Consider the following 13,134-nt stretch of genomic DNA (forward strand, 5'->3'; position numbering starts at 1 on the left):
TACGCCTCCTCATGCCACGACTTCGAACAGGCCCGCAGCACCCATGCCGCCGCCCACGCACATCGTCACCACCACATAGCGCGCGCCACGGCGTCGCCCTTCGATGAGCGCATGACCGACCAGTCGCGTGCCGGTCATCCCGTAAGGGTGTCCGACTGAAATGCCGCCACCGTTGACGTTATAGATCTCCGGATTGATTCCAAGCCTGTCGCGGCAGTACAGCGCCTGGCAGGCGAACGCCTCGTTCAGTTCCCACAGGCCGATGTCCTCCACCGTCAAGCCATGCTGCCTGAGGAGTTTCGGAACGGCCAGCACGGGCCCAATGCCCATTTCTTCCGGAGGCACGCCCGCCACAGTCATGCCGCGGTAGATCCCAAGTGGTTTCAGGCCACGCTGTGCCGCCAGGGCGTCGTCCATCAGCACACACGCGGCCGCGCCGTCTGAAAGCTGGCTGGCGTTGCCGGCCGTCACCGTGCCGCCCTCGATCACCGGCTTCAGGGCCGAGAGTGACTCAAGCGTCGTTTCGGGACGGTTACCTTCGTCGTGGGTCAGCGTCACCTCTTGATAGCTGATCTCCCCGGTTTCCTTGTCGGCGATGGCCTTCGGCCAGGTCAGCGGAACAATCTCAGCGTCGAAACGCCCCGCACGCTGTGCCGCTGCCGTGCGCTGTTGAGACTGCCACGCGTACATATCCTGGGCTTCGCGAGTGATGTCGTATTTGCGTGCGACGAATTCCGCTGTCTGCAGCATCGGCATATAGGCATGTGGCGCCTTGGCGAGGACAACGGGATCGGTCTCCGACGCAGACCAGTCCAGATAGCCCTTTTGAACTGCAGAGATGTTCTCCTGCCCGCCAGCGACGACCACGCGCATACCGTCCACCATGATCTGTTTGGCTGCAGTCGCCACCGCCATCAGGCCAGACGCACATTGTCTGTCCATCGTCTGGGCACTCACGGCGTCGCCGAGACCCGCCGCCAGCGCCGCATTGCGCGCGAGATTCATCCCGGCAGTGCCCGCGGCCAATGCGGTGCCAACGACGACATCGTCGACCTCGCCCGTCTCCACGCCGCTACGGATCACGGCGTGATGAAAAGCGTGACCCAGCAGGGTCGGTGACTTGATGGCGTTGAATGCCCCTTTGTACGCGCGCCCAATCGGGGTCCGCGCGACGGAGACGATGACGGCTTCTCTCATGAGATCCTGCAATAGAAAATAAGAAAACGGAAAACCGAAAACCGATACGACTGCACTTGAACCGCCGGCATCGCCCTGTGAGCAACCGTGCAGCAGGCGCACCACCGCATGATTGCGCGCCGAACGCGTCCAAGGTTGCCACCCGGCGCGAGACGAGCTTCGAGCCGGGAGGGCGCGGATCGAAACCCGTGTGTCAGCGCCCGCGCGAAGCGATTAGTTCGCCAGGAAATCCAGCGCTATGCGGTTGAATTTATCGGCGTGCTCCCACTGGGCCCAGTGACCACAACGGCTGAAGGCGTGCAGTTCGACATTCGGCAAGTTCCACAGCAAACGCATGCCAACGTCGAACGGCACGAAGCGGTCGTCGCGCCCCCAGATCAACAGCGTCGGCGCCGTCACCTCGGCGAGGCGCGGACCGTAATCGTTGAATGGCTTGGGGTTCGCTGCCAGGCTGCTGATCCAGTTCTCGAGGTGGTCAGGACGCGCCTGCATATTGGCCACGCGCTGTTGCAACAGTTCGTCCGTCAGTGATGACGGATCGAAAACGAAGACATTCATCATGCGCTTGACGTTCTCGAGCGTCGGCTCGCGATACACCTGGTTCATCATCTTGATGCCCTCGGTCGGCATCGGCACAGTCAGGCTGATGGCGTGGTTACCGCCCCCCATCAGCACGAGTTTGCCGACACGATCCGGGTTCGAGAGAGCGAAAGCCGTGGTACTGTGGCCACCCATCGAGTTGCCGATCACATGCGCACGCTTGACGCCAAGGTTGTCGAGCACCCCTTTGACGATCCGGCCGTTGAATTCCCCACGCGAACCGCTGGTGATCCGGACCGCATCACTCTTGCCCCAGCCCGGGAAGTCGATCAGGATGACCCGGTAGCCTGCCGCAGCGAACGGGCCGACGTTGCGGTGAAAATTCGACCAACCGGTAGCACCCGGACCCGAACCGTGCAACATCACGACGACGTCGCCGCCGACGGGACCAGCGTCGTTGTAGTGCACATTGAATTCGGTGTCGCCGTCGCGCACCTTCGTGAACCGGCTCGTATCTGCTTCGGTGTACATACCTTTACCGTTGCTCATCTGTGTCTCCTTGGGGTAAATCGTTTTTCTGAAGGCCGAAATGCCGTCGCCGTGACGGAGATCGATCCTCCCTGCTCAAGCCGCCGTCTGCGCATGCATGAACGCGTACCCGGCAATCCATTGGGGAATCGCGCAGTAGTAATCCACATGCGCATCGTATTTACCGAACGCGGAAAGTGCGCCGAATGCGGCGACCCAGGTGCGGATTTCATGCGCCGACTTGCCGCCGTCTCGCGCGATCTCGTCGTTGTTCATCGCGTCGACCGACAGCAAATCGTTCTGCAGGCGTGCGAGGAACGCCTGGTCCCATTCCGGATTCAACGCTCGCATGTTGGGGGCCTCTCCGGCCGTAAATGCTTTGGCCGCGTTGAACACGCGCTCCTGACGCATCGCACGGGCCTCGGGCGTCAGGTTGCGGCCGGCGATCAGGGCTTCCGCGACCTCCTTCGGCGCACTGACCAGTTCCGGCACCGGCGGTTCATGCGAGATGCCGCCCGAACCGATCACCAGCACACGCTTGCCCGTCTGCCGGAGGAAATGCCCGATTGCCTCGCCAAGGAGACGCGAGCGACGCAGCGTCCCCAGCGGCGGCGCAGCAGCATTGATGAAGACCGGCACCACGGGGTAGGTATCGAGCCCGCCTATGAGGTGTTCCAGCGCCTGGGCCGCACCGTGGTCGACCTGCATGCGATAGGAGATCGATACGTCGATGTCGGCCGCCAGCACGCTTTCGACCATCCTCCTCGCGATATCGGCCGGCACCAGCAAGTCTCCCACCGGGGTCCCGTAATCACCGACTCCGCTCGCCGCGGCGCCAACGCAAAACGGTGGCATCAGGTCGTAAAAGAAGCCGTTGAAGTGGTCCGGTGCGAACACCACCACCAGTTCCGGATTGAAGGCACGCACGCGCTCGCGTGCGGCGGCCGTCACATCCCGAACATCGGCCACGATTTCTGGCGCAGGATCGAAATGGCCCTGCAGCGGGGTATGAGACATACATTCAACAAGAATCGACATCAAGAATCTCCTGCCATCTCAGCGATGGCTTGCGGTTGAACGGCAGTGTTCGTGGACGCGAGGCATGCCAGCCGACGATCACGAAACCTCATCGACCGATAAAGCTGGCAGGCCGCCGCTCGGCGGTGGACTTCACGCCCTCGGCGAAATCTTGCGTGGCCATGAGGCGCTCCTGCTCCGCCTGTTCGCGGCTGACTGCCGCGCGCACACGCCCGGCGAGTCCCGAGCGCAAGGTTTCCCGGCTGGCGAGCACACCCAGTGGCCCACACGCGGCAATTTCCTCTGCCAGCGCCACGGCTCGCTCGCGCACATTTGCCTGCTCGACCAGTTCGTTGACGAGGCCAATCGCAAAAGCCTCCTCGCCATCGATGCGACGACTGGTATAGAGCAACAGCTCGGCCCGATTGCGCCCGATGAGTTCGGGCAAGGTCACCGAAAGACCAAAGCCTGGATGGATACCAAGGCGCGTGAAATTCACGGAAAACCGTGCCTCCGGACAGGCGACCCGGAAGTCGGCCGCCAACGCGACGCCCAGTCCACCGCCGATGGCAGGTCCCTGGATCGCCGCCACGATCGGCTTGCGGCAGTCAAAGATGCGCAGCGCCTGCTCGTACAGGCGCCTCCCTTCGGCACTTGCCGGCGCACCGGATGATGACCCGGCAAACTTCGCACCGGCACAGAAGGCTTTTCCATCGGCAGCCAGGACGACACTGCGTACCTGTGCATCCTGATCGAATTGCTCGAGTGCGTCGGCTATATCGCGGATCAGGTCGACGTCGAAAAAGTTATGCGGCGGACGCTGAATGACGATCATGCCGACATGATCCGAGCGGGTAACTGCGATGTCGCTCATGAATGGTTAGCTCCTGCGAGGAAAATCGTTAGCGCAGATCCAGACCCCGCGCGATGATGCCGCGCAGGATCTCGGTCGTGCCGCCCTGTATGGTCAGCTTGGGCGCAATGTGCAGCTCGTGCGACACGTGTCGCTGTACAGCCTGCACCGCCGGCCGTGTTTCATCGAGGAACGCCGCCAGATCGCGCACGCGATGCGGCAGCTCCTGTTCCCAGACCGTCCCGAGGTCCTTGACGATCGCGGCCTCGACGACTGGCTCCCTGCCAGACGCGAGCATGCCGGCCACCGACACCGACATGCGGCGCAAGGTATGCAGCTGGCTCACGAGTCGTCCCACCCCCACGGCGAGACGCGCATCGTCTTGGGCATCGTCGACGGCATCCACGAGGGCATCGAGTGCGCTGAACGTATCCAGGAAACGCTCGGGTCCACTGCGCTCATAGGCCAGTTCGCTCGTGGCCTGCTTCCATGCGCCGTCGATTTCGCCGATCAGGTGCGAAACCGGAACGAAGACATCCTCGAACACCACCTCGTTGAACTCCTTCGCTCCACCGATCTGGGCAATGGGGTTGCAGGTAATGCCTGCGCTCTTCATGTCGATGAGCAATGAGGTCAGACCGTGACGCCGGTTTTCCCTGGTGGGCGCAGCGGTCCGGAACAGGCCGATCATGTAGTCGGCTTGATGTGCCAGGGTGGTCCAGATCTTCGTGCCGTTCAGCAGCCAGCCGCCGTCGACCGGGGTTGCTCTCGCCTTCGCGGCAAAGAGATCCGATCCGGAATCGGGTTCGCTCATACCGATGCAGAAACACAGTTCCCCCCGTACGATGCGCGGCAGGATGTCCTGTTTGATGGATTCGCTCGCATACCGGATCAGGGTCGGGCCGCTTTGACGGTCGGCCACGAAGAAGTGGCGCGTTGGCGCTTTTGCCACCAGCATTTCCTCGGTCACCACGTAGCGTTCGAGAAAGCTGCGCTCCTGTCCACCATAGGCCTTCGGCCAGGTCATGCCGATCCAGCCTTTCGCAGCCACTTTCTTCGCGAAGAGCACGCTGTTGGTTTCGTCGACACCCGGATTTTCAGGATCGAACGTGCCCGCCTTGATTTCTTCGGCAAGAAACGTGCGGACCTCTTCGCGCAGCGCCTGGCAGCGCGCAGGCAAACGTACGGGATCGAATTGCAAAGTCATGTCTGTCTCCTCAGTCTCAGCGGGCCGCAAGCAGGTGCCACAGATCGGTACCGGTGCCGCGGGTCACGAGTGCACCGAGGCGCCTCGCCCAGACCGCCTCGCTGCCGTAATCGTCACGCCACGACAGGACTCGCAGGGTAAAGCGATGCAGGATGTGCTCTTCCGTAAAGCCGATCGCGCCCAGCACCTGATGGGCGATGCGGCTGCCCGTCTCGGCGGCTTCTGCGCAGCGCACCCTGGCCGAGGCGACCTCGAGCAGGCGTTGCGCCGCTGACAGGCCGGACTGCGTCAGCGCATCCGCAGCCGATTCCGACACGGCCACCGCCGCTGCGACTTCATCGGCGAGTCGGGCCAGGTTTTGCTGTACGACCTGGAACTTCGAGATGGTTTTCTCGAACGCCACGCGTTCCTTCGCATACGCCACACTGATGTCGAGCACCGCCTGCAACGCGCCCGCGATCTGCAATGCGCGACACGTCGCGATCAGGGCCAGGCACCGCTCCGCCGAAAGACCCGGCACCCGCGCGCTGGCATGGGCTTCGGAGACGATTCGCACGTCATCTGCGGCGTCCCCCGCGAGATTCGTTCCAGCAACGATCTCGCACGCGCTGGCGGGCACCACCGCGACCCGAGCGGCCTCGCCGTCGTCAACGACCACGACGAAAGACTGCGCCTCGCGCGCAAACGGAACATGCATTGCATGCAGCGAGAGTTTTGCTGTGCCGTCCAGTTCCACCGAGGCGCGGCTGCCCACCACGATCACCACGGCGGCGCCCGATGGCAAGGACAAACCAGCCTGACCGGCGATCCAGCCGGCCGCCATCGTGTCCACGAGCGGAATGGCCAGCGCGGCTCGGCCTGCGGCTCTTACTACGGCAAAACCCTCTGCCAGGGAGAGGCCATATCCGCCGGACGCTTCCGGCAGCCACGCCTGCGGCAGACCCATCTCATTCAGTGCCTGCCACAACGGAGCCTTCCAGTCATCCGAACCGATCTGCAGAATGGTCTGCGGATCCGCGAGATCCGCGAAAATGCGTTCGGCCGCGTTCAGTACCAGGGAGTTTTCTTCTGTCAAGGGAACCTCGTTCATTCATTTCTCTGCTGTTGTGCAAGCCGTGCCAGCGGCAGCCAGTTCGGGCTGGGGACCGAACACCCCTGCCGCCTGCCACGCAAGGAACTCGTCCGCATCGACTCCCAGCACCGACGTCATGACTTCTCGCGTGTGCGCGCCGAGGCGCGCGGAAGCTGCCGCCGGCAAATGGTCGGTGCCGTGCAGGCGCAACGGGCTGTCCGCGACGGCGACCCGGCCAAATTGCGGGTGGTCGATCCATTCAAGGAAACCACGTTCATGCATGTGCGGGTCGTTAGTGACTTCGACCGCATTGCGCACCGGCGCATGTGGCACCTTGTGTGCCTCTAGCACGGCGCAGGCTTCGTCTCGCGTGAGCGTGCCGACCCAAGCCGAAACGTGCGCATCGGTCTCCTCCATATGGCGCACGCGCTCGACATTGCTGACAAAGCGCGGATCCCCGGACAGATGCTCGAGGCCCATCGCCTTGCACAGACTGCTCCAGTGCCCTTCAGTCACGCCGATGATGGCGACATGGCCATCCTTGGCCGCATACACGTTATAAGGCGCTGCCGAACGTCCGCCGTGCTCATTGCCGGTGCGGGGCGGAATCTCATCGAAGTCGTAATAAAAGCTCAGATTCGACGCCAGCGTGGGGTAGACCGTCTCCTGCATGGCGACTTCGACCAGACGCCCTTTACCGGTGAAATGCCGTTCGTACAAAGCGGTCAGCACACCCGCATACAGGTGAATACCGCTCAGGAAATCGACCACCGCCGGTCCTGACTTGACCGGTGGACCATCCGGGAAGCCCGTCACGCTCATCATGCCGGACGCCGCCTGGATGGTGATGTCCATAGCCTGTTTGAGCCGGTCCGAGCCCGACAGGCCGTAACCCGAACCCGATGCGTACACGAGACGCGGATTGATCTCTTGCAGCACCGACCATCCAACCCCGAGCCTGTCCATCACGCCTGGTGCAAAGTTTTCAAGCAGCACGTCGGCCTTTTCTGCCAGACGCATCAGCACGGCCCTACCCTGCTGATGTTTGAGATCGAGCGTGATGCACTGCTTATGTCCATTCAGAAGTGCAAATGGAATCCCAGCGCCCTTGCTGATCGCTTCACGTTGCCGTACCGGCTCACCGCCCGGCGGCTCGACCTTGATGACGGTCGCGCCGGCTTTGGCCATCAGGTACGTCGCGTACGGCCCCTGATAGACCTGCCCCAAGTCCAGCACCATGAGGCCATCAAGCGGACGATTCTTTCTCGACATTGCCCGTTCCTTATTACGCAGCCATACCTTGAGCGGGCAATTCGCGGCGCGGTTCCCTGATCCACAGCGCCGCCACGATCAGTCCCAGCAGGGCGGTGCCCAGAGCGATCTTCACGATCACGGAAATTCCCGCGTTCACAGCAAGACCGCCCGTCACGACCGGCGTAATCACGCCGCCGATCAGTTCCGCAACACCGACGATGGCACCGGTCGCAGTCGCGCCAAGCCCGTGTGGCACCGACTCGGACGCCAGAGGTCCGATAGTGGTGCCGATGACACCCGCGACGAACAACGCGATCGCGGTCAGTGCGACGAACAACGGTAGCGGAGCGGCGCCGATATTAATAAACACCCAGATGGCAATACACTCGCCCAGCAGCGCCCCCACGATCACCGGCCTGCGGCCGAGCCGGTCGGACAGCGCAGGCAGTGCAACTAGGCCGATGCTAGCGCCCACGCCGAGGCCAGCCAGCACTGTCCCCATCGAATCGCGATCCAGCTTCAGATAATCGGTCAGATAGTGCGGCAGGAATGCAGACAGCACCACGAGACCCGACATGGAACAGCACTGCAGCATCATGGCAGGCAGCACGTTGCCGTGCCGCATTACGTCTCGCCACGTATATTTCGTTGCCTGTCCGACGGTCTGACCAAGCTCGGCGGAGCGCAGTACCTTCGCGAGCAGCGCCGCGACGATCAGGCCCGGCGGGACGACGACCACAAAGACCCAGTGCCAGCTCGGCAACACTTTGAGCGCCCAGACAACGAACACCGGGCAGAACGCCAATCCGACGAGCGGTCCCGACATCTGCTGGAGACCTACGTTCCGGCCAAGCCGCCCTAGCTTCGACGCCTCCACCGTGGCGGCGACCCCGGCGGTCTGATAAGCCCCTTCGGCAACGCCGAGCAGGCCCCGCATCACTGCGAGGCTCACCATTCCACTAGCGAAACCGCCGAAACCGACCAGCAGCGAAAACAGGACCACGGCCGGCACAAGCACCCGCTTGGTACCGAACTTGTCGGCCAGACGACCCGACGACATCGCCGATATGCCCCAGCATAGAGACAGACTCGCGGAAATCATCCCGAGATCGCGATAGTTCAGACCTAGATCCTTCGCGATCGTAGGAAACAGCGGATAGATGAGATTCCGATCCAGCGTGACCAGGGCAAAGCCCAAGGCGAGCAGAAGCACAGCTTTAATTTCGTACTTCAAATCCCAGTTTTCGCCAGAATTGTTTGTTCGCATGGTGATTCGTCTCCGGAATTTATTGTCCTTGCAGAGGTAAGATGGGCACACGCCTCCCATCTTGCCTCGTGTCTTATTGTGGCGAGGGATCACGCGAGAACAGCATCGGTGGCAACGGCTCGCCGAGCAGATAACCCCCGAGGATGCCGGCGGTGTCGTCAGCGTTCTGCGTAATGTGATTCGAGGCCGCGATGACGTCGCGCAGAGTACGCTGCAGCGGATTGTCGAGATAGATGCCTCGGGCCGACGTGGCCTTGAACAGCAGCATGACAGCCTCTTCGCACTCGCGGCCGACGCGAGCAATATCGAGATTGATCGCGACGCGTTCGCTGAGCGGCACCAGTTGCCGGGATTCAACATAGCGAGTCGTCTCCTGCGCGATGTGCAGGATCCTGGCCCGCGACGAGCGCACCCGCGCTTGCGCATTGCCGAGACGGTCCTTCACATACGGGCTCAGTGCCGCCCTGACGCCGTTGCTGGAGTTGACGCGGGTGCGCATCTGGCGGATGAACTCATCCACCGCACCCTGGGCCATGCCGATGATGGACGACGACACCGCGGAATAAAAAACCTGCTGGAACGAATACAGGTACATGTCGCCCCGGTCGCTCATGCGGTAATCGACCGTGCTGTGGGCCCGGTATTCCGGAACGAACGCATCCTTCACTTCCACGCTCTTGCTGCCTGTGCCGGCCAGACCAAACACGTGCCAGTCGTCGATGATCTTGTAGTCGGAGCGCGGCACCAGCATCGCAATCCGATCGTTCGGCGTGCCGTCCTCAGCCTTCAACGTCATCCCCAGGAACGCCCACTGGCCGTGATCCGTACCGCTCGAGGTTGGCCAGCGCCCACTGACGATGTAGCCTCCGTCCACCCTGCGATAGGTACCGACTGGCGGATACGAGGACGCCACGATCACGGAATCGTCCTTGCCCCATACGTCCTCGCACGCACGCGAATCGAGCAGGCCGAACTCCCAGGTGTGGACCCCGAGAATCATTGCGTTCCACGCACTACTGCTGCAGCCCCGGCCCAATTCCATCAGCACCTTGTAGAACACCGACGGGTTCATCTCATATCCGCCCCAGCGTGCCGGCTGAAGGATGCGGAAGAAACCCGCCTCCCTGAAAGCCGCGATGATGTCGGCGGGCACCGCGCGGTTCTTCTCAATTTCCGCCGCACGTTCACGCAGCATCGGCACGAATGCTTTCGCGCGTTCGACCAGAGTCTCTTCGGTCGGGTTGTCCTTATGGATGTCCTGCTTAATCGCTGTACTCACATCTATCTCCTCGATATCAGGAATTGTTGATTTTTGCCTGCTCTAGCTGAGAGAAATTCCCCTCGAAATACACCAGCGGCAAGCTACTCTCCGCGTCGCAGCAGACCTCGACGACAGCGCACAGGAACACCGTGTGCGATGTCGCCTCGATCTGCTCCACCACCTTGCAGCCAAACGAAACGAGCGTGCCATCGAGAATCGGAATCCCGAATTTGCCCTCGCGCCAGTTGCCCGCGCCACGAAAGCGATCCTCGCCGACGACATTGGTGACCATGCCCGCAAAGCGCCTTGCGACGTCTTCCTGATGCGCGGCCAGGATGTTCACGCTTAACCGGCCGGATTCAACGATGACCGTATGCGCCCACACCGATTTGTTCACGCACACGAGGAGGCGTGCCGGCTCAGCACTAACGGAGCAGACTGCGGTCGCGGTCAAGCCAGCCTTGCCCGACTCTCCGCGCGAGGCAATTACCGTGCATGCGCCGGCCAGTCGGCGCATACCTGCGCGAAATAACGATGAATCAATACATTCAACAGCATCGGCGGTAGTCATCGCCTGAAATTCCAAGTGAGGCATTCCCATCACGCGTCTCCGCTTATTCGAAAGCCATGTGACACATCCATGAGTGCCGTTCGTTGCGGGCACATCCATGTTTTCGTGCATGGCACTTCCTATAAGGCAAATTGCGTGCCAAGCATCACGGCATTGCCGACATTTGCCGATTCCCACGCGCTTTCCAGTTTTCCTATCCGGGATATCCCGCAGACTCGACCGAGAATGTCGCGCGTCCGCGATTCAGAAATTCATGATTCGGCGCATGCGAAATATCGCCATCGGGGTCGGGATTTCATGAATTTCCGCATCCCGTCTCCTTTTGTACAGTGAGGGCAATTGCCCCAATTACCTTTAACCGATATTCAATGACTGCCTCATCTCCCGACAGCCAGCCCAGCAGCAGCTCATCACCCGAACTGAAACCGCTCGATGCGATGGACTTCACCGACATTCTCGAGCACCTGCACTTCAATCCGGTGGAAGGCCGCATCTGGCTGCGCGACCGCAGAATGCTCCTGCTTCCGACCGAGAGTCTCGGTGTGCTGCGGCGAGAACTGATCGACGTCCTCGGTCAGCAGGCCGCCCGACATTTGCTCACGCGGCTGGGTTATGCCACCGGCTCGCGCGATGCCGAACTCGCCTGGAATGTGCGCAATCACTTGTCCCAACGGGATATCATCTCCGCCGGCGTGCAGTTACATGCGCTGGAAGGCTATGTGAAGGCGGAACCCGTTCATGTTGAGGTCGACAGCACGGGGGGCTATTGTTATTCGGAGTTCTTCTGGAGCGACAGTGTCGAGGACGAAATCCACCTGGCCAATTGTGGTCAGGACCACGAGCCCGCCTGTTGGATGAGCATTGGCTATACGTCTGGATTCCTCAGCAAGATCATGGGCAAGCGCATCCTTGCCCGTGAAGTCGAATGCCGCGCGATGGGTCAGAGCAAGTGCCGCATCATTGCGCAGCCGGCGGAAAACTGGGAAAACGCCGAGGAAGACCTGCACTACCTGAGCGCCGAGCCCAATCGCGCGACGCGCACGTCCATTGCGCCTCAATTCAGCGCAGAACCCACCAGCAAGGCAGCGGACGACAGCAGCACCCGCGAACCCGATCGGCTGGTAGGCTCGTCCGTTAGTTTCACTTCGGCGCTGCACAAGGTGCATCGTGTAGCGAACACGCAGGCCACCGTGTTGCTGCTTGGAGAAAGTGGCGTCGGAAAAAGCGAGGTCGCGCGGGAAACCCACCGTTGGAGCAAGCGCGCCAACGCCCCCTTCGTGGAGGTCAACTGCGCAGCGATTCCCGAATCGTTACTCGAGTCGGAATTATTCGGCGTGGAGCGCGGCGCTTATTCAGGTGCGGCCGAATCCAGGCCAGGGCGGTTCGAAGCTGCCAACGGCGGCACCCTGTTTCTGGATGAAATTGGCATTCTGAGCTTCAGCGCGCAAGGCAAACTGTTACGCGTTCTACAAAGCGGCGAGTTCGAACGACTCGGTTCCAACAAGACGATCAAGCTCGACGTGCGCGTGGTGGCCGCCACCAACGAGAATCTGCCCCAGGCCGTCAAGGAAGGACGGTTTCGCGAGGACCTGTTTTACCGGATCAACGTGTTTCCGATACGCGTTCCGCCCCTGCGTGAGCGGCGCGACGACCTGCCTCTGCTGCTTGAGCATTTCATCAAGCGGCTGTCAACGTTGCATGGCCGTCACATTCCGGGCATCACGCCGCGCGCACTACAGGCAGTGCTGAACTATCAATGGCCGGGCAATATCCGTGAGTTCGAGAACGTGATCGAGCGCGGAGTTATCGTCGCGAACGATGGCGAATCACTCGATCTGCGGCATCTATTCAGCGTCGATACCAGCCTCGGCAATGCCAGCCTGATGCGGCTAACCGAGCTTGGCCACGTAGCCAGACGGCAGGTATTGAATGCGGGTGACGAATCGCTGGGTGCCGATCCGGCGGAAGCCTTCAGACCACCGCCCGATCTCAACCAGTGGGCCCGTGGCGCGATTCAGCAGCAGACGGCGAGGCTTACCGAGGTCGAAAACGCGCTGATCGAAGCCGCCATGGCTGAAACCGGCGGCAACGTCTCGAGAGCTGCGACTTTGCTCGGTCTGACACGCGCGCAGCTCGATTACCGCCTCAAGAACCGGGCCCGCGCGCAAGCTGTGTCGCAGTGAGAGACAGGTGGAATCCGGGCGATACAAAGTCGCGAATAGCAAGCAATCAGATGCATTGGACTGATATGACTTCACGAGTCAATGGGGATCGGTTTTCTGCTTCTCGAGTACATGTCATGTGAATTTCCTGAGGGCGACGTAGCAGTAAATCTCGACGGTCGATCACACTGATATTCGCGGGTTG

11 protein-coding genes are annotated in these 13,134 nt (G+C 61.5%); 1 reads left to right on the forward strand and 10 read right to left on the reverse strand.

Annotated features, from left to right (window positions below; translation table 11 throughout):
- Positions 1-9: 9 nt before the first annotated feature.
- The 10 genes from AB4Y44_RS34170 to AB4Y44_RS34215 form a co-directional block, all read right to left on the reverse strand.
- Positions 10-1,197 (reverse strand): acetyl-CoA C-acyltransferase, encoded by a 1,188-nt coding sequence (locus tag AB4Y44_RS34170; RefSeq protein ID WP_368702014.1) that lies wholly within the window; start codon positions 1,195-1,197, stop codon positions 10-12.
- 213 nt (positions 1,198-1,410) lie between these two features.
- Positions 1,411-2,286: an alpha/beta fold hydrolase gene (locus AB4Y44_RS34175; protein WP_368702002.1), complete on the reverse strand. Its 876-nt coding sequence runs from the start codon at positions 2,284-2,286 to the stop codon at positions 1,411-1,413.
- 75 nt (positions 2,287-2,361) lie between these two features.
- Entirely contained in the window at positions 2,362-3,303 is a 942-nt protein-coding gene (locus AB4Y44_RS34180; RefSeq protein ID WP_368702003.1) for a 3-carboxyethylcatechol 2,3-dioxygenase, read from the reverse strand.
- Positions 3,304-3,391: 88 nt separating this feature from the next.
- Positions 3,392-4,156 carry an enoyl-CoA hydratase/isomerase family protein gene (locus AB4Y44_RS34185; RefSeq protein ID WP_368702004.1) on the reverse strand — a complete coding sequence of 255 codons (765 nt, stop codon included), beginning with the start codon at positions 4,154-4,156 and terminating at the stop codon, positions 3,392-3,394.
- A 28-nt stretch (positions 4,157-4,184) separates the two neighbouring features.
- Entirely contained in the window at positions 4,185-5,342 is a 1,158-nt protein-coding gene (locus AB4Y44_RS34190; RefSeq protein ID WP_368702005.1) for an acyl-CoA dehydrogenase family protein, read from the reverse strand.
- A gap of 16 nt (positions 5,343-5,358) precedes the next feature.
- Entirely contained in the window at positions 5,359-6,432 is a 1,074-nt protein-coding gene (locus AB4Y44_RS34195; RefSeq protein WP_368702006.1) for an acyl-CoA dehydrogenase family protein, read from the reverse strand.
- Positions 6,433-7,686: a CaiB/BaiF CoA transferase family protein gene (locus AB4Y44_RS34200; RefSeq protein ID WP_368702007.1), complete on the reverse strand. Its 1,254-nt coding sequence runs from the start codon at positions 7,684-7,686 to the stop codon at positions 6,433-6,435.
- 13 nt (positions 7,687-7,699) lie between these two features.
- Positions 7,700-8,935 (reverse strand): MFS transporter, encoded by a 1,236-nt coding sequence (locus AB4Y44_RS34205; RefSeq protein ID WP_368702008.1) that lies wholly within the window; start codon positions 8,933-8,935, stop codon positions 7,700-7,702.
- A gap of 73 nt (positions 8,936-9,008) precedes the next feature.
- Complete coding sequence (locus tag AB4Y44_RS34210) at positions 9,009-10,214, reverse strand: acyl-CoA dehydrogenase family protein (RefSeq protein WP_368702009.1); 1,206 nt, start codon at positions 10,212-10,214, stop codon at positions 9,009-9,011.
- A gap of 16 nt (positions 10,215-10,230) precedes the next feature.
- Complete coding sequence (locus tag AB4Y44_RS34215; protein ID WP_368702010.1) at positions 10,231-10,767, reverse strand: flavin reductase family protein; 537 nt, start codon at positions 10,765-10,767, stop codon at positions 10,231-10,233.
- A gap of 368 nt (positions 10,768-11,135) precedes the next feature.
- Here AB4Y44_RS34215 and AB4Y44_RS34220 point away from each other — a divergent pair, with 368 nt between their 5' ends.
- Positions 11,136-12,950 carry a sigma 54-interacting transcriptional regulator gene (locus AB4Y44_RS34220; RefSeq protein ID WP_368702011.1) on the forward strand — a complete coding sequence of 605 codons (1,815 nt, stop codon included), beginning with the start codon at positions 11,136-11,138 and terminating at the stop codon, positions 12,948-12,950.
- Positions 12,951-13,134 lie beyond the last annotated feature (184 nt).

The organism is Paraburkholderia sp. BR10937, from assembly GCF_040965695.1.
Taxonomy (GTDB): domain Bacteria; phylum Pseudomonadota; class Gammaproteobacteria; order Burkholderiales; family Burkholderiaceae; genus Paraburkholderia.

What these genes read in the sequence shown, in the direction of transcription:
- AB4Y44_RS34170 (WP_368702014.1), bottom strand. Translation starts at nt 1,197, where the DNA reads ATGAGAGAAGCCGTCATCGTCTCCGTCGCGCGGACCCCGATTGGGCGC.
- AB4Y44_RS34175 (WP_368702002.1), bottom strand. Translation starts at nt 2,286, where the DNA reads ATGAGCAACGGTAAAGGTATGTACACCGAAGCAGATACGAGCCGGTTC.
- AB4Y44_RS34180 (WP_368702003.1), bottom strand. Translation starts at nt 3,303, where the DNA reads ATGTCGATTCTTGTTGAATGTATGTCTCATACCCCGCTGCAGGGCCAT.
- AB4Y44_RS34185 (WP_368702004.1), bottom strand. Translation starts at nt 4,156, where the DNA reads ATGAGCGACATCGCAGTTACCCGCTCGGATCATGTCGGCATGATCGTC.
- AB4Y44_RS34190 (WP_368702005.1), bottom strand. Translation starts at nt 5,342, where the DNA reads ATGACTTTGCAATTCGATCCCGTACGTTTGCCTGCGCGCTGCCAGGCG.
- AB4Y44_RS34195 (WP_368702006.1), bottom strand. Translation starts at nt 6,432, where the DNA reads ATGAACGAGGTTCCCTTGACAGAAGAAAACTCCCTGGTACTGAACGCG.
- AB4Y44_RS34200 (WP_368702007.1), bottom strand. Translation starts at nt 7,686, where the DNA reads ATGTCGAGAAAGAATCGTCCGCTTGATGGCCTCATGGTGCTGGACTTG.
- AB4Y44_RS34205 (WP_368702008.1), bottom strand. Translation starts at nt 8,935, where the DNA reads ATGCGAACAAACAATTCTGGCGAAAACTGGGATTTGAAGTACGAAATT.
- AB4Y44_RS34215 (WP_368702010.1), bottom strand. Translation starts at nt 10,767, where the DNA reads ATGACTACCGCCGATGCTGTTGAATGTATTGATTCATCGTTATTTCGC.
- AB4Y44_RS34220 (WP_368702011.1), top strand. Translation starts at nt 11,136, where the DNA reads ATGACTGCCTCATCTCCCGACAGCCAGCCCAGCAGCAGCTCATCACCC.